19 protein-coding genes and 1 riboswitch are annotated in these 20,114 nt (G+C 71.1%); of the genes, 14 read left to right on the top strand and 5 right to left on the bottom strand.

Annotation, left to right across the window (positions count from 1 at the left end; all coding sequences use genetic code 11):
• Positions 1 to 245 precede the first annotated feature (245 nt).
• The 3 genes from ABZ806_RS17875 (at position 246) to ABZ806_RS17865 (ending at position 3,209) form a co-directional block, all read left to right on the top strand.
• The gene (locus ABZ806_RS17875; RefSeq protein WP_500218402.1) at positions 246 to 572 is read left to right on the top strand and encodes a DUF3263 domain-containing protein; all 327 of its coding nucleotides are present in this window, start codon (positions 246 to 248) and stop codon (positions 570 to 572) included.
• Between the two features lie 19 nt (positions 573 to 591).
• The gene (gene otsB / locus ABZ806_RS17870; protein WP_500218401.1) at positions 592 to 1,413 is read left to right on the top strand and encodes a trehalose-phosphatase; all 822 of its coding nucleotides are present in this window, start codon (positions 592 to 594) and stop codon (positions 1,411 to 1,413) included.
• Positions 1,414 to 2,348: 935 nt separating this feature from the next.
• The gene (locus ABZ806_RS17865; protein ID WP_500218400.1) at positions 2,349 to 3,209 is read left to right on the top strand and encodes a hypothetical protein; all 861 of its coding nucleotides are present in this window, start codon (positions 2,349 to 2,351) and stop codon (positions 3,207 to 3,209) included.
• A 52-nt stretch (positions 3,210 to 3,261) separates the two neighbouring features.
• Here ABZ806_RS17865 and ABZ806_RS17860 read toward each other — a convergent pair whose 3' ends face one another.
• Both ABZ806_RS17860 and ABZ806_RS17855 read right to left on the bottom strand, forming a co-directional pair.
• Positions 3,262 to 3,858, bottom strand: coding sequence for a PadR family transcriptional regulator (locus tag ABZ806_RS17860; protein WP_500218399.1), 597 nt, complete (start codon positions 3,856 to 3,858; stop codon positions 3,262 to 3,264).
• A gap of 583 nt (positions 3,859 to 4,441) precedes the next feature.
• Positions 4,442 to 6,547 carry a serine/threonine-protein kinase gene (locus ABZ806_RS17855; RefSeq protein ID WP_500218398.1) on the bottom strand — a complete coding sequence of 702 codons (2,106 nt, stop codon included), beginning with the start codon at positions 6,545 to 6,547 and terminating at the stop codon, positions 4,442 to 4,444.
• A gap of 122 nt (positions 6,548 to 6,669) precedes the next feature.
• Here ABZ806_RS17855 and ABZ806_RS17850 point away from each other — a divergent pair, with 122 nt between their 5' ends.
• Positions 6,670 to 7,221 (top strand): RNA polymerase sigma factor, encoded by a 552-nt coding sequence (locus ABZ806_RS17850; protein ID WP_371946335.1) that lies wholly within the window; start codon positions 6,670 to 6,672, stop codon positions 7,219 to 7,221.
• Between the two features lie 239 nt (positions 7,222 to 7,460).
• Positions 7,461 to 8,483, top strand: coding sequence for a sulfotransferase family protein (locus tag ABZ806_RS17845; protein ID WP_500218397.1), 1,023 nt, complete (start codon positions 7,461 to 7,463; stop codon positions 8,481 to 8,483).
• A gap of 60 nt (positions 8,484 to 8,543) precedes the next feature.
• Here ABZ806_RS17845 and ABZ806_RS17840 read toward each other — a convergent pair whose 3' ends face one another.
• A complete protein-coding gene (locus ABZ806_RS17840) occupies positions 8,544 to 10,085 on the bottom strand; it encodes an alpha,alpha-trehalose-phosphate synthase (UDP-forming) (RefSeq protein WP_500218396.1) in 1,542 nt (513 codons plus the stop codon).
• 121 nt (positions 10,086 to 10,206) lie between these two features.
• Here ABZ806_RS17840 and ABZ806_RS17835 point away from each other — a divergent pair, with 121 nt between their 5' ends.
• The 5 genes from ABZ806_RS17835 to ABZ806_RS17815 all read left to right on the top strand — a co-directional run bounded on the left by ABZ806_RS17835 (position 10,207) and on the right by ABZ806_RS17815 (position 13,830).
• A complete protein-coding gene (locus ABZ806_RS17835) occupies positions 10,207 to 11,145 on the top strand; it encodes a cation diffusion facilitator family transporter (RefSeq protein WP_500218395.1) in 939 nt (312 codons plus the stop codon).
• Positions 11,146 to 11,261: 116 nt separating this feature from the next.
• Positions 11,262 to 11,403: riboswitch (SAM riboswitch) on the top strand.
• Between the two features lie 16 nt (positions 11,404 to 11,419).
• Positions 11,420 to 12,664 carry a threonine synthase gene (gene thrC / locus ABZ806_RS17830; RefSeq protein ID WP_500218394.1) on the top strand — a complete coding sequence of 415 codons (1,245 nt, stop codon included), beginning with the start codon at positions 11,420 to 11,422 and terminating at the stop codon, positions 12,662 to 12,664.
• 13 nt (positions 12,665 to 12,677) lie between these two features.
• On the top strand, positions 12,678 to 12,953 hold the full coding sequence (locus ABZ806_RS17825; protein ID WP_067634656.1) for a MoaD/ThiS family protein: 276 nt from the start codon (positions 12,678 to 12,680) through the stop codon (positions 12,951 to 12,953).
• A gap of 49 nt (positions 12,954 to 13,002) precedes the next feature.
• The gene (locus ABZ806_RS17820; protein ID WP_500218393.1) at positions 13,003 to 13,404 is read left to right on the top strand and encodes a hypothetical protein; all 402 of its coding nucleotides are present in this window, start codon (positions 13,003 to 13,005) and stop codon (positions 13,402 to 13,404) included.
• 15 nt (positions 13,405 to 13,419) lie between these two features.
• Positions 13,420 to 13,830 (top strand): DUF5959 family protein, encoded by a 411-nt coding sequence (locus tag ABZ806_RS17815; RefSeq protein WP_500218392.1) that lies wholly within the window; start codon positions 13,420 to 13,422, stop codon positions 13,828 to 13,830.
• Here ABZ806_RS17815 and ABZ806_RS17810 read toward each other — a convergent pair.
• The gene (locus tag ABZ806_RS17810; protein ID WP_500218391.1) at positions 13,827 to 14,408 is read right to left on the bottom strand and encodes a GNAT family N-acetyltransferase; all 582 of its coding nucleotides are present in this window, start codon (positions 14,406 to 14,408) and stop codon (positions 13,827 to 13,829) included. The two genes, ABZ806_RS17815 and ABZ806_RS17810, sit on opposite strands and share 4 nt — an antisense overlap.
• 833 nt (positions 14,409 to 15,241) lie before the next feature.
• Between ABZ806_RS17810 and ABZ806_RS17805 the strand changes: the two genes are divergently transcribed.
• From ABZ806_RS17805 to ABZ806_RS17790, 4 genes are all read left to right on the top strand, one after another.
• Entirely contained in the window at positions 15,242 to 15,781 is a 540-nt protein-coding gene (locus ABZ806_RS17805) for a hypothetical protein (RefSeq protein ID WP_500218390.1), read from the top strand.
• Positions 15,782 to 15,952: 171 nt separating this feature from the next.
• On the top strand, positions 15,953 to 17,584 hold the full coding sequence (gene groL / locus ABZ806_RS17800) for a chaperonin GroEL (protein WP_163061358.1): 1,632 nt from the start codon (positions 15,953 to 15,955) through the stop codon (positions 17,582 to 17,584).
• 960 nt (positions 17,585 to 18,544) lie between these two features.
• Positions 18,545 to 19,132, top strand: coding sequence for a phospholipid scramblase-related protein (locus ABZ806_RS17795; protein ID WP_500218389.1), 588 nt, complete (start codon positions 18,545 to 18,547; stop codon positions 19,130 to 19,132).
• Between the two features lie 60 nt (positions 19,133 to 19,192).
• The gene (locus ABZ806_RS17790) at positions 19,193 to 19,549 is read left to right on the top strand and encodes a hypothetical protein (RefSeq protein WP_500218388.1); all 357 of its coding nucleotides are present in this window, start codon (positions 19,193 to 19,195) and stop codon (positions 19,547 to 19,549) included.
• Positions 19,550 to 19,807: 258 nt separating this feature from the next.
• Here ABZ806_RS17790 and ABZ806_RS17785 read toward each other — a convergent pair.
• The coding region (locus ABZ806_RS17785; RefSeq protein ID WP_500218387.1) for a hypothetical protein at positions 19,808 to 20,114 on the bottom strand (307 nt) is incomplete at its 5' end.

Genomic DNA, 20,114 nt, shown 5'->3' with positions numbered 1-20,114 from the left:
CCCGCGGGACTGCCGTTCGCGATGGGACACACGGCGCGAGAGAGCCCCAGGTGAAGCGGGATGTGATGCACTGAACCACCGGCCCCCGTTCCCCGCGAACCACCGGAACTTGTCGGCCCGGACGCGTAGCATGGCACCCGCCCGAACCCGGACGAGCCGGGATCAGTAACCACAGAGGGGACCTGATGCGAGCGGCGAACGCCCCCGACGGGCCCCGCGGTGACGTCCCCCCACTGGACGGAAGCATGGACGATGGCCGACCCCCGCGACCCCTGACCGAAGACGATGAGGGAGGGGCCGACGACGCCGCCTTCCATGCCGACCACCTCTCCGAGCGCGACCGGCGGATCCTCGCCTTCGAGCGGCAGTGGTGGAAGTACGCCGGCGCCAAGGAGCAGGCCATCCGCGAGAACTTCGACATGTCGGCGACGCGGTACTACCAGCTCCTGAACATCCTGATCGACCGACCCGAGGCGCTCGAGTGCGACCCGATGCTCGTCAAGCGCCTCCGCCGGATGCGGTCACAGCGGCAACGCAGCCGCGCCGCGCGCCGACTCGGCATCCGGCCCTGACCCGACCACACTGGGTCGGGTGACTTCTCCCCGCTCCGCGACGGCCGCCGGCGACGGCGGCCTCGACGCCATCCGCAGGAACCCGGCCGGGGCCGTGCTCGGCTTCGACTTCGACGGCACGCTCGCGCCCATCGTGGACGATCCGGCCTCGGCCCGGGCCCATCCCGGCGCGGCCCCCGCCCTCGCCCGGCTGGCCCCGCTGGTCGGCGCACTGGTGATCATCACGGGACGGCCGGCCGCGGTGGCCGTCGAGTACGGCGGCTTCGCGGGCATCGACGGGCTCGTCGTCCTCGGGCAGTACGGGCTCGAACGCTGGGAGTCCGGCGTGCTGACCGAACCGGAGCCGCCGCCGGGCGTCGCCGAGGCCCGCGCGAAACTGCCCGGCGTCCTCGCGGCGGCGGGCGCCCCGCCCGAGACCTTCGTCGAGGACAAGGGGCAGGCGCTCGCCGTCCACACGCGGCGCTGCGCCGAGCCGGAGGTCGCGCTGGAACGGCTGCGCGGCATCCTCGCCGCGCTCGCCGAGCGGACCGGGCTCACCGTCGAGCCCGGACGCCTCGTCCTGGAACTGCGCCCGCACGGCATGGACAAGGGGAGGGCGCTGCGCCGGTTCGTCGACGACCTCGGCGCCCGTCCGTCGGCCGTGCTGTTCGCGGGGGACGACCTGGGCGACCTGGCCGCGTTCGACGCCGTCGAGGCGCTGCGCGCGGAGGGCGTGCCGGGCGTGCTGGTGTGCAGCGGGTCGGCGGAGGTCACCGAACTCGCCGAGCGGGCGGACGTCGTGGTCGACGGCCCGCCCGGCGTCGTGGACCTCATGGGCGCCCTGGTGGACGTACCGTCCTGACCTGGGCACTACCTTGTCGGAAAAGTGACAAGACACCCAACCGGAGTTGTCGTATCTCGCGAGACTCTGGGGGCACCCGTAGACGTCGGGTCCAATTGGGCCAAAATATGGTGGATTGCGACAAGCGTGGCTCACGGGGGAGCCACGCTGAGGACATGGGAGGCTTGATGGTGGACACGGGATCGGGAGCCCCGCGCCGTCCGGACGACATCAGGCACACGCCCGCCGGCGGCTTTCCTAGGGCCACGCCCAGGGAGGGCACGCCGATCCAGCCGGCGGACGCCCGCCCGCCGGGCGCGCCCATCCCACCGGGCGCACCGACACGTCCCATCGTCCAGGCACCACCCGGCGAAGCACCACCACGCGCCTGGGGCACACCCCCAGCCCCCGCACCCCCCCAGCCCAGCACCACCGCACAGCCCGGAGGCACCTCACAACCCGGCACCACGACGCAGCCTGGTGGCGTCCCGCTGACCGGCGGAGTCTCGCAGCCCGGCTCGGCCCCGCAGGCCAGTGGCGTTCCGCAACCCGGCGATGTCTCGCAGGCCGGCATGGCCCCGCAGGGCGGTGGCCTTCCGCAGGCCGGCACGGCCCCGCGGCCCAGCAGCGTTCCGCGGGCCGACGGTGTCTCGAAGCCCGGCGATTTCTCGCAGGCCGGTGGCGTCCCGCAGGCGGGCGGTGCCGGCCGGCCGGGCGATGCCGCGCGGCAGGGAGGTGTCTCGCCGGGAGGTGGGCTGCCGCAGCCGGGCGGTCTTCCGCAGACCGTCCACCTGCCGGAGCCCAGTACCGGCACGGGTACCGGCCCGCAGCCGTCCGTACTGTCGCAGACCGGGGGATGGCCGCGGGTCGGCGGTCCGTCCGAACCCGGTGTCGCAGGTGCCCGGCCCGCCGACGCGCGGCCGTCCGAGCTGTCGCAGACCGGCGGGTGGCCGCGGGTGGGCGGTCCATCCGAGCCCGCCGGTCCGGCGCGGGCCGGCGCCGCTGAGTGGGCCGGGGTGCCGGAGGCGCAGGACGCCTACTCCGAGCGCGAGGAGCGCTCGTCCACGGCCGGGCCGATGGGGGTCCGGGAGACCAGCGGTGTGCAGGTCCGGCTGGGGTCGCGGGAACGGGAGCGCGACCGGCAGGCGCGCCGGCGCGCGGGGCGCCGCAGCGGGCTCGTCGCGGCGGGCGTGCTCGTGCTCGCCGGGCTCGTCACGGCCGGCCTCGTCCTCACGCCGGGATCGGGCGACGACGGCGGGACGGACGCGGCGCCGACCAGCGGCGAGCAGAGCCCGGTCGGCACCGCCGAGATGCCCGACGCGGGCAACCCGATCACCGTCGGCACCGCCGACGGTTCCAAGTACCGGATCGCGACGGTGACGAGCGGGGTCAGCGACGGGGTGGCCCCGACGTCGCAGTCCTCGCCGCCGTCGGGGACGTCGTTCCCCTACGTCGAGTACATCCTCAGCAACCCGACGCAGAAGAGGGTCCTGCTCGACTTCCCCGGCGACGTGTTCGTCAAGCGGAGCCTCGTGACGCCGGACGCGCAGGGACGGTGCATGCCGCAGGCCGGCGTCCCCGAGGACATGTGCACCCCGCCGACCAGAAGCCAGGTCGTGCGGCATCTCGCGGGCGGCAACCTGGTCCCGGGCGACGGCGGCGACAAGTACCTGCCGCCGGGCTCGTCGTTCCTGGTGCGCGCGACGGTGGACGTCCCCGTGAACCGCGCCGTCAAGCGCTCGGACATGGGCCTGTTCGTGTGGAAGCAGCTCTATATGGCCGACCAGCTCGCCAAGCAGGCGCCCTTCCCGCGCTGAACGCGAAACCGCCGCGGCCCGGCTGGGGCGCGGCGGTTGCGGTCGTGCGGGTTCACTCGGCTTCGGGGTCGTCGGCGAGGATCCCGTAGAGGCGGCGGCGGGCGTCGTTGACGACGTCCAGGGCGCGCGCCTTCTGCGCCTCGCTGCCGACCGCCATCACCTGCTGAAGGGCTCCCATCAGCTGGCCGATGGCCTCGCGTCCGCGCAGGACGTTCTCGCCGGCGGCCGCGGTGACCTCGTCCCAGGGGGCGATGGTCTGCGCCTCCGCCTCCTCGCGGCCGGTGTCGGTGAGGGAGAACAGGCGCTTGCCGCCCTGCTCCTCACTGCCGACCTTGCCCTCGTCCTCCAGCATCTGGAGGGTCGGGTAGACCGAGCCGGGGCTCGGCCGCCAGACGCCGCCGGTGCGGCCGTCCAGCTCCTGGATCATCTCGTAGCCGTGCATGGGGCGCTCGGCGAGCAGGGCGAGCAGCGCCGCCCGGACGTTGCCGCGCCGGGTGCGCCGGCCGCGCCCACCGCGTCCGCGATGGCCGCCCGGCCCGGGTCCGGACCCGGGACCGCCCGGCCCCCACGGACCGAACGGGTCTCCGCGCCGCCCGCGCTCCACGGGCCCTCGGCCCCCGCCGCGCCTTCTCATCGTGTGGTCGTGCATCGCAGTCTCCTTATCTAGTGATCGGTTGCGATGTATTAACGATATATCGGAACACAACGCGATGCAACGGCAATCTCAGTGATCTGAGTCACGGAAAGCCTGGTTATCCACAGAACCACGTTCTGCTTCCACGTGCGGCGGGTGCGCCTCAGCATGGAGCCAAGCGGGTTCGTCCACTGAGGGGTGTGTCATGGGATTCGTCAAGGCGCTCGTGCGGGACGGTCACTTCGTCGCAGGCGGTTGCCGCGTCCCCATGAGTGGTCCACCGACGCTGCCGGGCTCGGTGACCTGGCCGGGCGTAGTGAGAGCGGTGATGAGGAGCCGTCGTTCTACAGCGTCCCCGGACGCGTCCCCTCTTGGGGAGGGCCTGAGCCTTGGCGGTGACCGGAGCGGCGGCCACGGGCAGGCACGCGGAGGGCGCCCAAGCGCCCGGAGCGGGCATGCCCGCCGAGCCGGGCGACCGCAGCGACACGGCGCAAACCCGCACGGTCACAACACACCCGCACCGTGGCGTGAGGATCGACCGGCTCGTGACGGGGGTTCCAGGGGGTCGCCCCCCTGGGTCAACACAGCGCCCTGGGAATTAGAGCGTCACCTTGAGGTGGTCGAGGATGTCCTTGGTGGCGTTGCGGTCATCGGTCTCCTTGACCCGGATCCACAGGCCGAACTTGCCGGACTTGTCCTTGAGGCCGATCTCGGTCACCGACGGCGTGCCGGTCTTGCAGGCGGTGAAGCGGGTGATCGTCCCGCTGAGGGCGCCGTCCGGCGTGGTGTAGTTCTCCGGGGCGGCCTTCGTACACTGCGGGTGGTTGGACGCGCTCTGCGGCGGAAGCTGGTCGGGGCGCACGTCGGTGGTGACGCCGATGAAGACGCCGGGGCCCTTGCCGTTGCCGAGGAACGCGGCCTTGTCCGGGGTGGCGCGGAGCACGGGCCGGGGCTGGTTGTCGTTCAGCCGGACGGTGGACGGCGTCCACGTCTGCTCCTTGTCCAGCGGCCACGCCTTCGGCACCGCGGTCTTGATCTTGCCCGCGGTGTCGGAGGCCGCGACGAAGTCCTTCGGGATCTCCGCCGCCTTCTTCTCCTTGCCGTCCTTGCCGTCGCCGCCGGAGAACAGCAGGCCGAGCGTCAGCCCGCCGACGACCGCGACCGCGAGCACGACCACCGTGATGACCAGCGGCGTGACGAACTTCTTGGACGCGCCGCCGCCGGAACCCCCGCCGCCCGACAGCCTGCTCATCAGCCCGCCCCGCTTGGCGCCCTGGCCCTGGCCCTGCACCGGACCGGGGGAGGGGGGCTGGAACCCCGTGGGCGGTGGCGGACCGCCGTAGGGCCCGCCCGCCGGCGGCATGGGCGCGCCGCCCTGGGGCGGCATGGGGGCGCCGCCCTGTGGTGGCATGGGGGCGCCGCCCTGCGGGGGCGGCTGGGTCGGGAACACGGCGGTCTTGTTGTCGCCGCCCTGCGGCGGCCCCTGGTAGGACACCGTGCGGTCGTTGTCGTGGTCCGGGGAGGTGGGGCCCTCGCCCTGCCCGAACGGGGTGGCGCGCCTGGCCGGGTCGTCCACGATCGTCGCCTGGCCGTCACCGCGCGGGCCCGGCGGGAGGCGCATCTCGGACGTGCGGACGTCGTCCTCCACGGGCTGGTCCAGCCGTGTCCGCATGTCGGGCGGGACGCCCTGGTGCGCGGCGGCGGTCTGCCCCGGGCCGGGCGGCTGCTGAACGGGACCAGCACCGTGACCAGGGCTGGAACCAGGACCGGGGCCGGGACCGGGGCCGGGACCGGGAGCAGGACCGGGAGCAGGACCAGCAGCGGGCGGCTGCGCCGGGGTGCCGTCCCGGTAGAAGTCCTGGACGGTCGCGTCCGCGTCGATCCGCGGGACCGGGGCCGGAGCCGGGGCGTGGGTCGGGGCCGGGGCCGGGGCCGGGGGTGCGGCCTGCATCGGTGGCGGGCCGGGTGCCGCCGGGGCCGTCGTCGGGCGCAGCGTGGACAGCGCCTCCGCGAACGCCTCCGCGGTCGGCCACCGCTTCTCCCGCTCCACCTCCAGCGCTCGCATGATGACCTGGTCGAACGCCGGCGGCAGCCCTTCGCGCAGCTCGCTCGGCGGCGACTTGACCGGCGCCGGGCCCGGGGCGCGTCCGGTGAGCATGTGGTAGGTCAGCGCGCCGAGCCCGTACACGTCGGCGCGCACGTCCAGGCCGCCGCCGAACCGCGCCTGCTCCGGCGACATGTACCCGGGGGTACCGACCGGCAGCGTGAAGGCCCCGGAGGCGTGCGCGAGGGCCTTGGCCAGGCCGAGGTCGGCGATGAGCAGCTTCTCGCCGCCGTCCGCCGTCGACTGGAACAGCACGTTGGACGGCTTGAGGTCGCGGTGGATCACCCCGAGCGTGTTGATCACCTCGACGCCGTAGGCGATCTGCTCGGCGAGCGCGACGACCTCGGTGACCGGAAGTGGCCGCTCGCGCATGCGGTCCCCGAGCGTCCCGCGGTCGGCGTACGACATGACGAAGTAGGGGCGGGCGTCCGGGAGCTCGCCGATGTCGTGCACCCGGACGAGCCGCTCGGAGTCGGCGCGGCGCAGGATCCGGGCCTCCTCGAGGAACCGGTTGCGCACGTCCAGATCGTCCACCAGGTTGCTGTTCAGCACCTTGATGGCGACCTGCGACTCCAGGGCGTCGTCGTGCCCCAGCCACACAGAGGCGAACGCCCCCGAACCCAGGACGCGATCGATTCGGTAACGGCCTACAGATGCTGGGAAGGACACTCCCGTATCATCCCAGCAAACGGGGTGAGCCCGCGAACGAGCGATGAGGCGGCATGGCATTCGACGAGAGGACCGAGGAGTTGGCGGTGAAGGCCGCTCAGGGCGACCAGGGCGCCCTCAACGAGCTCCTCCGCAAGATCGAGCCGGACGTGCTGCGGCACAGCTCGCGCTTCCTGCCCTGCCGGCAGGACGCCGAAGAGGCATGCCAGGACGCGCTGCTCCAGGTCGCGCGCAACATCCACCGGTTCGAGGGCCGGTCGCGGTTCAGCACATGGCTGCACGTCGTCGTCTCCAACTCCGCCCGGTCCACCTACCGGTCGCTGAAGCGGCGGTCGGTCGAGCAGGCGGGCGAGCTTCCGCAGCAGCGCCCCGACCCGCGCCGGACCAGCGTCATCGCCGGATCCCGGGTCGACATCCTGGACGCCATGGAGGACCTGGAGGCCCGCAAGCCCGACCTCATCCAGGCCCTCGTCCTGCGGGACGTGTCCCAGCTGGAGTACGCGGAGATCGCCGAGCAGCTCAAGCTGCCGCTCGGCACGGTCAAGTCCCGCATCCACGAGGCGCGCAAGCAGGTCCGGCAGACACTGGGCGAGTCCTACACCTGACCGGCCCCTGGCGGGGCGAGCCCGTCATGGCCGGGTCGACCGGCCACGGGTGTGGACCCCGCCCTTGACGGGGCCCGTGGCGGGGCGAGCCCGTCATGGCCGGGTTGACCGGCCACGGGTGTGGACCCCGCCCTTGACGGGGCCCGTGGCGGGGCGGGCCGTCAAAGGTCGGTCATCGCGCGGTAACGGTGCGTCCAGAACAGGGGCCGTGACCAGGGCGCCTCCACCAGCATCGGTGCATGCCATCAGGATCCGCCTCCCGCCACGACCGACCGATCTTCGTTCTCGGCTGCGCCCGTTCGGGGACGACCCTGCTGCGGCTGATGCTCCACTCGCATTCCCGCATCGCGATCCCGGCGGAGACGAAGTTCGTCCTCCCCGCCTATACGGCGAGGTGCGACTTCGGTGACCTCGCGGAGAGGAACAACAGGCGCGCACTCGCCGAGTGGATCACCAGCGACCGCTCCACCAAGGTGCGGGAACTCGGCCTGGACGCCGGCGAGGTCGTCGACGAGATCGCCGACGGGCCGCCGACGCTCGGCTCCGCGCTCGGCATCGTGTTCCGCGCCTACGCGCGGCTGCACGGCAAGCCGCGCTGGGGCGACAAGCGGCCGAGCTACGCCAGGCACGCCGGCACGCTGCTGCGGTTGTTCCCGGACGCGCAGTTCGTCCACCTCGTCCGGGACGGCCGGGACTGCGTCGCCTCCCTGCTGGAGATGCCCTGGTACGACGGCGACGTCCACCACGCCGTGTCGCTCTGGCGGGAGACCGTCGACCAGGGCCGCCGGCTCGCCGCGCGCCTCGGCCCCGACACCTACTACGAACTCCAGTACGAGCGGCTCGTCGCCGACCCGGCCGACGAGCTGACGCGGCTCTGCGGCTTTCTCGGTGAGGAGTTCGACCCGGCGATGACGCACCCGGAGGGCCTCGCGCGGCAGATCGTCCCGTCCCGCAAGAGGTGGCACGGCCGGACGCGCGACGAGGTCAACACGGGCCGCATCGGGTCGTGGGCGGAGCGCCTCGACCCGTGGGAGATCAGCCTGGCCGAGGCCGCCTTCGGCGAGCGGCTCGCCGAGTACGGCTACGAGCCGAGCGGGCTGCCGAAGCCGTCCACGTCCCAGCTCGCCCACTTCACCCGGGTCAGTGCCCACCGCCGCATGGCGCAGCGCAAGGACGCGCTGCGCGAACGCTGGAAGCAGCACCACGAACCGAACCCGGTCGACTGCCGGCTGGTCACCGAGACCTCCGCCAGCACCTCCTGAAGCCTGCGGTGTGCCGCCCGTCCACCCGCCCGGAGCGGGCGGCGCACCGCGATCCGTCCACTAGTCCAGGGCGGCGAGCTGGTCGGCGAACCAGCGCTGCGGGGGGAGCGCCGTCGCGGCGGCGGTGAGGCGGGCGCAGCGCTCGGCCCGCTCGGCGCGCGGCATCAGCAGCGCCTGGTGCAGGGTCTCCGCCGTCTGCGAGACGTCGAAGGGGTTGACCATCAGCGCGTCCTCCGACAGTTCGGACGCCGCGCCCGCCTCCCGCGACAGCACCAGCGCGCAGCCCTGCCGCGACAGGACGGGCCCCTCCTTCGCGACGAGGTTCATCCCGTCGCGGATGGGGTTGACCAGCAGGACGTCCGCCAGGCCGTAGGCGGCGAGGGACCGCGGGTAGTCGTCGTTCACCTGCAGGATCAGCGGGTCCCAGTCGGCGGTGCCGAACTCCTCGGTGATCTGCGCGGCCATCTGCTGGACGGCCGCCGTGTACTCGCGGTACTCGGGCAGGTCGTAGCGGGACGGGTACGCGAACGCCAGGTGCACGACGCGTCCGCGCCATTCGGGATGGTTGACGAGCAACTCCCGGTAGGCGGCGAGACCGCGCACGATGTTCTTCGACAGTTCCGTCCGGTCGATGCGCACGATGAGCTGGCGGTCGCCCACCTGCTCCCTCAGCGCGCGCGCTCGCTCGACGACGTCCTGCTGGTCCGCGCGCTGCCGCAATGCCTCCTCGTCCACGCCGAGACCGTGGACGCCCACGTGCGTGGTGTGCCCTGAACAGGTGACCGTGCGGGCGGCACGGTCGACCCGTGCCCCCGGGACGAGTTCGCAGCAGTCGAGGAACGCCGAAGCCCACCGCTCGGTGAGGAACCCCGCATGGTCGGCGCCGAGTATGCCGAGGAGGATCTGCGTACCGATGTCGTCCGGGAGGAGTTTGTAGTACTCGGGCGGCGCCCAGGGCGTGTGGGAGAAGTGGACGATCCTCAGGTCGGGACGACGTTCGCGGAGCATCCGCGGGGCCAGCGACAGGTGGTAGTCCTGGATCGCCGTCTTCGCGCCATGGGCGGCGTCCCGTGCCAGGGCGTCCGCGAAGGCCGCGTTGTACGCCTCGTAGGACTGCCAGTCGCGGCGGGCGCGGGCATCGAAATGCGGGCTGCGCGGTGTGTCGTACAGAAGGTGGTGGACGAACCACAGCGTCGAGTTGGCCACCGCGTTGTACGCACGGTGAAACGTGTCCGCGGGGATGTCGAGCATCCGTACCGCCGCGCCACCGGTGTCGTATCCCGCCTCGTCTATGCGGCCGTCCGGTGAACGGCGGGCGGCCGTCCGATCGGCCTCGCTGAGGCTCGCGCACACCCAGAGCACAGCCGGGCCTGGAGCGGACGGCGACGGCGTCCGGGCGGACGGCGACGATGTCGGGGCGGGCTCTGACGGCGCCTGGGCGGGCTCCGCCGGGCGGGGCGGCCCGGGGTCGCGCGGGGCGCCCGTGACGGCGGCCAGGCCGGACACCAGCCCGCCGCCACCGCGCCGCATGGCGAGCCCACCGTCCTCGGACAGCGAGAACGACACCGGGCCCCGGTTGGATGCCACCAGCACTTGGCTCATACCGGCAGGGTCTCAGTTGTGACCGGGGTGCTCCACAGTGACCCGCGTGGTTTCCGCCACGGCCGGACATCGGCCGGACATCGGCCGGATTAGCCTGTTTTGTAAGGGGTAACGGAGCGGGATGAGCAGGTCCGACACGACGAAGACCGTGCTCGTCGCCGGTACGGCCAACGCCATCCTCGCGATCACCAAGCTGGTCGCCGGCCTGTTCGCCGGGTCGAGCGCGATGCTCGCCGAAAGCGCCCACTCGATCGCCGACACCCTCAACCAGAGCTTCCTGCTCGCCTCGCTGCGGCGCAGCGAACGTCCCCCCGACCGGCGCCATCCCTTCGGCTACGGCAACGAGCGCTACGTCTGGTCGCTGCTCGCCGCGTTCGGGATCTTCGTCGCCGGAGCCGGGTTCTCGATCTTCGAGGGCATCCTGACCATGACCGGCCACGGCGCCGCCGGCACGGCCGTCTGGCTCGCCTACGCCGTCCTCGCCCTCGCCGCCGTACTGGAGGGGACGTCCTGGATCCGCGCCCTCTACCAGGCGCGCAAGGAGACCCGCGCGACCGACCGCGACCTCGTCGAGCACGTCCGCAAGTCGCCCGACCTGACGTTCAAGACCGCGCTGTTCGAGGACAGCGCCGCGATGGTCGGCCTCGCGCTCGCCGCGGGCGGGCTGGTGCTGCGGCAGATCACCGGGTCGGACTTCTGGGACGGGCTCGCGTCCGTCCTCATCGGGCTGCTGCTCGTCGCGCTCGCGCTGCTGATCGGCAAGGAGAGCACCGGCCTGCTCATCGGACGCGCCGCCGACCCGGACGCGCAGCACGAGATCCGCGCGGAGATCCTCGACGCGCCCGGCGTGACCGGCGTGGACGAGCTGCTCACCATGCACTTCGGCCCCGAGCAGCTGCTCGTCGCCGCCAAGGTCAACTTCTCCGACCACATCAGCGCCGACCAGGCCGAGGACGTCGCCGGGGAGATCGACCGGCGGCTCCGGGAGCGGCTCCCGATCGTCCGGCACGTGTTCCTCGACCCGACCCAGCGGACCGTCCGCCGGGAGTCGCCGGCGTGATCAAGACCTCGTCCGGGTAACGTCTCAATCGGTGGACCGCGCTGTCTGGCATCCGATCAGCTCATGTAAAGTCACCCATACGAGTTCAAACCACTCGTGGATCGACAACTGAATACCGCTCATCCAGAGGGGTGGAGGGACCGGCCCTGCGAAGCCCCGGCAACCACCCGGCTATGGCGCACTCGCGATCCTGCGAGGCCGGCCGGGAGATGGTGCCAACTCCGGCCTGCGACCAAGGTGGCGCAGGGAAGATGGGGAGAAAGGCCTCGCCCTCATGGCACTCACGCCTGCCACAGACCTCGGACCCGCTACCGCGCTCGTCTGCCGCGAATGCGGCTCCACGCGCGATCTCGGCCCCTTCTACGCCTGTGAAGAGTGTTTCGGCCCCCTGGAGATCGCCTACGACTTCCAGGGCGTCACCCGCGACTCCATCGAGTCCGGGCCGCGCAACATCTGGCGCTACCGAGGGCTGCTGCCCGTCCCGTCCAACGTCGCGGACACGCCCAACACCGAGCCCGGCCTGACCCGCCTCGTCCGCGCCGACAACCTCGCCGAGAGCCTCGGCCTGCAGAGCCTGTGGGTGAAGGACGACAGCGGCAACCCGACCCACTCGTTCAAGGACCGCGTCGTCGCCGTCGCGCTCGCCGCCGCCCGCGAACTCGGCTTCAAGGTGCTGGCCTGCCCGTCCACCGGCAACCTCGCCAACGCGGTCGCCGCCGCCGCGGCCCGCGCCGGGATCCGCAGCGCGGTGTTCGTCCCGTCCGACCTCGAAGCCCAGAAGATCATCACGACGGCCGTGTACGGCGGGACGTTCGTGACGGTCGACGGCAACTACGACGACGTCAACCGGCTCGCCTCGGAGATCGCCGGTGAGCAGGAGGACTGGGCGTTCGTCAACGTCAACGTCCGGCCCTACTACGCCGAGGGCTCCAAGACGCTCGGCTACGAGATCGCCGAGCAGCTCGGCTGGCGGCTGCCCGACCAGATCGTCGTCCCGGTCGCGTCCGGCTCCCAGCTCACCAAGATCGACAAGGCGTTCCAGGAGCTGATCAAGCTCGGCCTCGTCGAGGACAGGCCGTACCGCGTGTTCGGCGCCCAGGCCGCCGGCTGCGACCCGGTCGCCGCCGCGTTCAAGGCCGGGCACGACGTGGTCCGCCCGGTGAAGCCCGACACGATCGCCAAGTCCCTCGCGATCGGCAACCCCGCCGACGGCCCCTACGTCCTGGACGTCGCCCGCCGCACCAACGGCGCCGTCGAGGACGTCACCGACGCCGAGGTCGTCGAGGGGATCCGCCTCCTCGCCCGCACCGAGGGCATCTTCGGCGAGACCGCCGGCGGCGTCACCGTCGCGACCCTCCGCAAGCTGATCGGCGCGGGCACCCTCGACCCGTCCGCCGAGACCGTGATCATCAACTCCGGGGACGGCCTGAAGACCCTGGACGCCGTGGCCCCGGTCGTCGCGCCGTCCGCGAACATCGCCCCGTCCCTCGACGCGTTCCGCGCCGCCGACCTCGCCTGAGAAGAGGAGCACCATGAGCGTTTCCGTGCGCATCCCGACGATCCTGCGGACCTACACCGGCGGCGAGTCCGAGGTGAAGGCCGACGGCACCACGCTGCGCGCCGTCGTCGCCGACCTGGAGACGAACTACTCCGGCATCTCCGCCCGCATCCTGGACGACGCCGGCAAGATCCGCCGCTTCGTGAACGTCTACGTCGGCGACGAGGACGTCCGCTTCGCCGACGGCCTGGACACCCCGACCCCCGACGGCGCCCAGATCTCCATCATCCCCGCCGTCGCCGGCGGCTGACATCACCCGCGGGCCCGGCTCCGGCCGGGCCCGCCCCTATCATCCCCGGATGACCCAAGCCACGTTCTGGCGCTGGCCGGGCGCGCTGGCCCCCGCCCTGACCGGCCTGGCCATCCTCGGCTTCTGGGCCATGTCCGCCCTCCAGGCCCGCGCCGACCGCGCCCGCGAACTGGACTGCCTCCACCACCGCGCCGCCGCCCACTGGAGCCACGGCTACGGCGCCTGGCTGCCCGTCGGCGTCTTCGCCTCCACCGCGCTGGCCGCGGTCCTCGCCGTGGCCGTCCTCGCGGCCGGCGCGCGCTCGCCTCAGTGGGCCCGCGTCCTCTGTGCCCCGATCCTCCTGATCGCCCTCTGCGCCCTGGTCCCCGCCGGCCTGGCCGCCGAAGCCTATTTCGTCTTCCCGGGCGCCGACGTCTCCACCGTCAGCGCCGCCCCCTGCGGTGTCGGCTGACCCTAGGATGGCGCGGTGGCAGAGCATGACACGGTCGAACTCATCCATCTCGCCGACGACCTCGGAAACAGCGTCGTCCTCCGCATAACAGGCCAGGACGCCCGCGGCCTGAACGGCGTCATCGAGGTCGGCAGCTATCTCGTCAACGGCAGCATCAAGACCCGCCTGACGTCCGCGGACCTCGCCGAATGGGAGAACGTCCTCGACTCGCTGGCCGAAGGCGCCGACGCCGCATCATGGCGAGAAGGGCAACGCGCCCCCGAAATCCACCTGGAAACCGACGGCAACCAGGTAACCGTCACCGTGGCCGACGCCCACTCCTACCTGGTCACCGTCGAACTCACCATCGAGGTGGCCAAGGACTGGATCGAAACCCACCAGTCCCACCTGGCCGCCACCCGCACAGCCCACACTGGTCTGCTCTAGGCGCCCGTCCGCCGAGTCATCGACCAGGTGCGAGGACCACCGCCCGGCAGGACGTATTCGGCGGTGACCTCGAATCCGAGCTTCTCGTAGAAGGCGACGTTGCGGGCCTCGGAGGTCTCCAGAAAAGCGGGGACGCCTTCGCGGTCGGCGGCGTCCAGCCCCGGACGGATGACGGCGCCGCCGAGACCGCGCCCCTGCCGGCCGGGGTCGACGCCGACGGCGCCGAGGAACCATACGGGCTCCTCCGGCCGGTGCCGGGCCATGGCGGCCTCGGCCTCCTCGTAGGCGGTGAAGCGGTCGCCGGCCAGTTCCGCGAAGCGCGGCCCGAGCTCGGCGAACACGTTCCCGGCGTCGGCGGTACGCGGCGTCGTCCACACGGCGACCGCGTCACCACCGCCCGCGACCCAGACGCTGCCGTGGTCGAGTCCGATCCGGTCGATGAACAACTCTTGGAACCGCTCGACGCGCCGCAAATGGTCGTCCGCCGCGATGACGTGCCGCGTATAGGCATAGTCGGCGAACGCACGCCCCAGCGTACGGACGGCACGCGGAACGTCCCCCCGAGTCCCAGGACGCACCTCAAAGTCCCGCGCGAAACCACCAGTAGCCTCGGCCACACTCATCCCCACACCCCCCAGAACCTCCCGAACGAGGCTACCCGCCACCCACCCCGCCTCATCCTCCACGCTCCGGAGCAACCACCCGGCAAGCCCACCTGTCACTCGCCGTACTGAACGCCAAGGGCGCAAAGGACCCAGGTAGCCACCACCACCGACGCCGAAGCCCAACCCCGCCCGCACCGACCGGCCCACTGACCCGTACCGGTCAACAAGAACCAAAAGAGCAACCCGGGGCCGGTTCCACACCCCACCCGCGCAGGTGAGAACAACCGGCAGCCCCACCGAGCAAGAACGGGGCCGTCCGTTCCGTGATTGTTCCGCGCGCCCAGAACTAGGCTTCAGCGGGTTGCGTGATCTACCGCTTCCGAGTCCGATAGTGCCTGAGCTGTTCCGTGATCTTCGCGGAGTCCCGGTCTCCGTTCAGCTCGGCCAAGAGGTCGTCGGGGCACAATTCGTAGTGGTCTCCCCACCACTTGCGCGCCTTTGCGTCCCAGATGCGGTAGCCGCCGGGAACCCCGCGGGCTACGTAGCGCCTCTTCGCCACACGCCCCTCCATCGCCAACCCAGACAGCCGCTCGACCGCACCAAAGAGCCTACGAACGGGCCTCGGCCGGGTCTGGACGCATCGCCCTATGGCGAGTTGTGGCGCCAAGTCCGGGAGACTGTCGCAAAGACCTTCGAGGCGGGCGGTGGCGCGCCCCCCTGACAGCCGTCCGCCGACGGGCGGGCGGAGGTCTCGCGATGTCCAAGCATCGGGGAAACAAAGGACCGATGACGGCCAGTATCACCAGGTGCGCAGTCTCAAGGCGCGCGCCGACGAGGTGAAGCGTCCGGTGCCGGCCTGCCCCGAAGTGGTCGTTATCTTGCGTGCCCACGTGGACGAGTTCGGCGCGGCCGAGGGTGGTCGGCTGTTCGGCAATCAGCGCGGCCACCGTCTCGCGTTGGTCAGTTATGAGTCGGTTTGGTGGCGCGCCCGTGAACACGTCCTGACCGCTGCCCAGCTCGCCACGCCGCTCGCTCAACCGCCGTACGACCTGCGGCATGCGAGCCTGTCGCTCTGGCTCAACAGTGGGGTGCCGGGGGCCAACGTGGCGGCTCGTGCCGGGCACTCGGTGGCCATGCTGCAGAGCACATATGCTCACTTGTCCCATCCCGGTGCGCGCGTTCCGCGATCGTTCCGCGACTACCGGCGGACGATCACGCACCGTGGATCACGGCGACACACCCGTGAGGCTTCCGAACGAGGCTCCGACGCAGGTGGGAACGGGTCCGGACGGGTAGATGAACCTTCCCCCGCCCAGGATGTGTGGCGCTTGCACTCGGCAGGGTAGAGTGCTAAACAAACGGTTGGCACTCTGCTGTGGAGAGTGACAGCTTCACAGTCTGGGTCGGGGCGATGAGGCCTCAGTCCGGCGGCGGAATGGCAGTCGTCGGCGGGGGCCGTCCGTCGCGGGCGTCGGCTCGATCCTTTAAGCCACCTTGTTCCGGGAGGACTGGAGCCTATGGCTGCAAAGATGATCGCGTTCGACGAGGAGGCCCGTCGCGGTCTCGAGCGCGGCATGAACCAGCTGGCCGATGCAGTAAAGGTGACCCTTGGTCCCAAGGGTCGCAACGTCGTGCTGGAGAAGAAGTGGGGCGCCCCCACGATCACCAACGACGGTGTGTCGATCGCCAAGGAGATCGAGCTCGAGGACGCGTGGGAGAAGATCGGCGCGGAGCTCGTCAAGGAGGTCGCCAAGAAGACCGACGACGTCGCGGGTGACGGCACCACCACCGCGACCGTGCTGGCCCAGGCGCTCGTGCGCGAGGGTCTGCGCAACGTCGCGGCGGGCGCGAACCCGATGTCGCTGAAGCGCGGCATCGAGGCCGCGGTCGAGCGGGTCAGCGAGGAGCTGTCCAAGCTCGCCAAGGACGTGGAGACCAAGGAGCAGATCGCCTCCACGGCGTCCATCTCCGCGGGCGACCCGCAGATCGGCGAGATGATCGCCGAGGCGATGGACAAGGTCGGCAAGGAAGGCGTCATCACGGTCGAGGAGAGCCAGACCTTCGGTCTGGAGCTCGAGCTCACCGAGGGGATGCGCTTCGACAAGGGCTACATCTCGCACTACTTCGTGACCGACCCTGAGCGGATGGAGGCGGTCCTCGAGGACCCGTACATCCTGATCGTTCAGAGCAAGGCGTCGGCCAACAAGGACCTGCTGCCCGTCCTCGAGGGCGTCATGCAGTCCGGCAAGCCGCTGCTGATCATCGCGGAGGACGTCGAGGGCGAGGCCCTGGCCACGCTGGTCGTCAACAAGATCCGCGGGATCTTCAAGTCCGTGGCCGTGAAGGCCCCGGGCTTCGGCGACCGCCGTAAGGCCATGCTGGGCGACATCGCCACGCTGACCGGTGGCCAGGTCATCAGCGAGGACGTGGGTCTCAAGCTGGAGAACACCACGACCGACATGCTGGGCCGCGCCCGCAAGGTCGTCATCACCAAGGACGAGACCACCATCGTGGACGGCGCCGGTGACGCCAACGAGATCGCGGGACGGGTCAACCAGATCCGCACCGAGATCGACAACACCGACTCCGACTACGACCGCGAGAAGCTCCAGGAGCGCCTGGCCAAGCTCGCGGGCGGTGTCGCGGTCATCAAGGCCGGCGCCGCGACGGAGGTCGAGCTCAAGGAGCGCAAGCACCGCATCGAGGACGCCGTCCGCAACGCCAAGGCCGCGGTCGAGGAGGGCATCGTCCCCGGTGGCGGCGTGGCGCTGCTGCAGGCCGGCACCAAGGCGTTCGACAAGCTGGAGCTCGCGGGCGACGAGGCCACCGGTGCCAACATCGTCAAGCGCGCTCTTGAGGAGCCGCTGAAGCAGATCGCCGTGAACGCCGGCCTTGAGGGCGGCGTCGTGGTGGAGCGGGTCCGCAACCTGAAGCCGGGTGAGGGCCTGAACGCCGCCACCGGCGACTACGTCAACATGTTCGAGTCGGGCATCCTCGACCCGGCCAAGGTGACCCGGTCCGCGCTGCAGAACGCTTCGTCGATCGCCGCGCTGTTCCTGACCACCGAGGCCGTCATCGCCGAGAAGCCGGAGAAGAACCCGGCCCCGGCGGGCGACCCGTCCGGCGGCATGGGCGGCATGGACTTCTGACGCGTTTCCTCACGTCGGTGAGTCTCAAGGGGCGGTCCTTTACGGGCCGCCCCTTTCGCGTTCCACGTTTCGGTGCGGCGCTGCCATCACGCGGCTCCAGGCCCGACTTTCAGCTCCGGTGCTGCGTGTCGACCAGCCGCGCGGCGCGCCAGCGGCCCTCCTACCCGGTAGAAGGCGTTCGACGGTCAGGGCACGCTGCTCGCCATCGCGGCGGAGCGTGACGTCTCGCTGCTCCGGCAGGTGCTCCGGACGCCCCTAGGCGGAGACGGCGACCTCCGCGCCGTCGCATCGCCGGGCCGCGGGCCGTCGCGCTGCGGGCCGTCGGGCCACTTGGTCGGCCGTCGCGGCTGCTGGGCCGTCGCGCTGCCGTGCCGCCGGGCCGTCGGGCCGTCGGGCCGCTTAGCGTGCCGTTGTGCCGTTGTGCCGTTGTGCCGTTGTGCTGGTGGGCTGTCGGGTGGGGCTTCTGGGGGGACGGTCTGCGGTTCCCGGCCGCGTCGCGGTTCACACGGTCGATCGAAACCGCGTCCGCCACGGCGGGCGGGGGGCTGGGGTAACTAGGCCGAAGTAGCCGCCGGGTCCTCTGTGCGCCTTGGGGCACCCGGGGGCAGGGGCAGGGGAAGGGGTGCTGGGCGGCGGAACACCGGACCGCCGGACCAGACCGCCGGACCGCTGGAGCGCTGGAGCGCTGGATGGCGGGCTGTGTGCATGGGTGGGGCCGGACGGGGTGCCCGGACGGCGAGAAGGATGTGTCTTTCGTATCGGCGCCGCGGTGCGAGTTCGCCGAGGTCAGCCGTGGTGTGAGCGTCGCGCCAGTGGGTTACGGGACGGGGCCGTGCGCCGAAAGAGCTTTCCCTTCCGGGGCGGAGCTTGGGAGGATCGCCCGTTGAACACCCCGGGCAAGGGTGTGCGGTCATGGAAGTGAGGCGGCCCGCGCATGCGGTCGATGAGGCAGGAGAACACGTGAGCGAAGTGTTCAGCTCCCCGGTGCTCAAGGTCGAACAGCCTCGCAGGGGCCCGTTCGCGAAGTCGCAGTACAAGGTGATGGACGGCGACGGGACCGTCCTCGCGATCGCCGGCCAGACGAACGACGAGGGCCGCTCCGAGATGCGGGGCCTGTTCCCCGGCAAGTCGAACCTCGATGCCCGGGCCGTCCTGCTGACCACGCCCGACGGCGAGCCGCTGCTGATAGTGGACAAGCAGAGCGGGCGGGAGTACACCGAGATCTTCCGGCCGGAAGGCGAACGTGTCGGGTCTTTCGTCACCGAGCGCGTCGGGCGCCGCTACGTCATCTACGACGACGACGGGACTCTCATCGGTGCCGTGGACGTCGACGTTCCGCGCAACAACTTCCTGGTCAAGGACGCTGACGGTGGCAAGGTCGCGCATGTGCGCAAGAAATGGGCGGGGCTCGCCACCCACCTGCTGACGACGGCGGACAGGTACGCGATCGAGATCTCCGACCCCGTCCGGGAGCCGTTGCGGACGATGGCCGTCATGACGGCCATCGTCATGGACATGAACCTCCACGAGGCCAAGGAGATCACCTGACCGTGGCCGTGGCCACGGATGGGTCTTCACGGCCTCCACGGGGCGAGGTACCTTCCGTGCGTGCAGGCCATGCCCGGGCGAATGAACGGCTGGTGGATCTCGCCGGCCGTCCCGACCATCGCGAACTGCGTGCTGGCCGCCCTCTGGCTCTTCTCCGCCATCGGAGGCTGGGGCGACGCGGCCTTCTGCGGTGAGGACGAGCGCCACGATCCGCGATGCGGGGCCGGCTTCGAAGATGCGGTGAGGCTCTCGTCTCCGGCCGCCGCCATTGCCGCGGCCGTGGCCGTCGCCGCTTGGGCAGCGCACGGCATCCGGCGCAGGCCCGGCCTGTTGGACGCGTCCCTGACCATCGCGGCATTCATCTGGGTCCTCGCCGAGGCCGTTCTCTTCATCGGTGGATACCTCGCCAAGCCGTGAGCGCAGCTGCTCGGGCCGCGTTGCCGAAATGAAACATTGGCGCTTCGTGCGGTGCGCCAGATGCGGCTGATGGGGGATGAATCAGATGAAAACCGAGGTAGATCGAGCCTCGTCCCTCCTCGTGACCGGCGGGGAGGCGGGTTCCAGGACGATCCGTTCCCGCGCGCTGGTTTGACGTCCACCTACCTTGGGCATACTGTTCACTTCGCCCCACGGGGTGCGGGACGCCTGACGGCGGCCGGCCCGAGGGGAAACCACCTACGAACCAGCCGATGCGGCTTCGTCGCGTCTGCTGTGCCGTGCGGTGGCGTCGGAAAGGCTCCGTTTTGACAATCGGGCCGGATCTGATGAAATAGCTCCACCGCTCCGAAGGTGCCGCGCAAGTGACATTGGACGGGCGTTATCGAAGAAGGCCGAAATTGACAGACCGGCCGGATCCGGTAAAGTAAGACGAGTCAGCCCCGAGGCGAGAAACGCGAAAGCGGGTCCAGCACGGTGGGTGTCCGTTTCTTGAGAACTCAACAGCGTGTTAAAAGCCAGTGCCTTTATCGGCTCGGTCGTTTTT

Origin of the sequence: Spirillospora sp. NPDC047418, assembly GCF_040643275.1 — a bacterium.
Lineage (GTDB): Bacteria > Actinomycetota > Actinomycetes > Streptosporangiales > Streptosporangiaceae > Spirillospora.
Note: the sequence above shows the minus strand (reverse complement) of the source record. Positions and strands in the feature narration are given on the sequence as shown.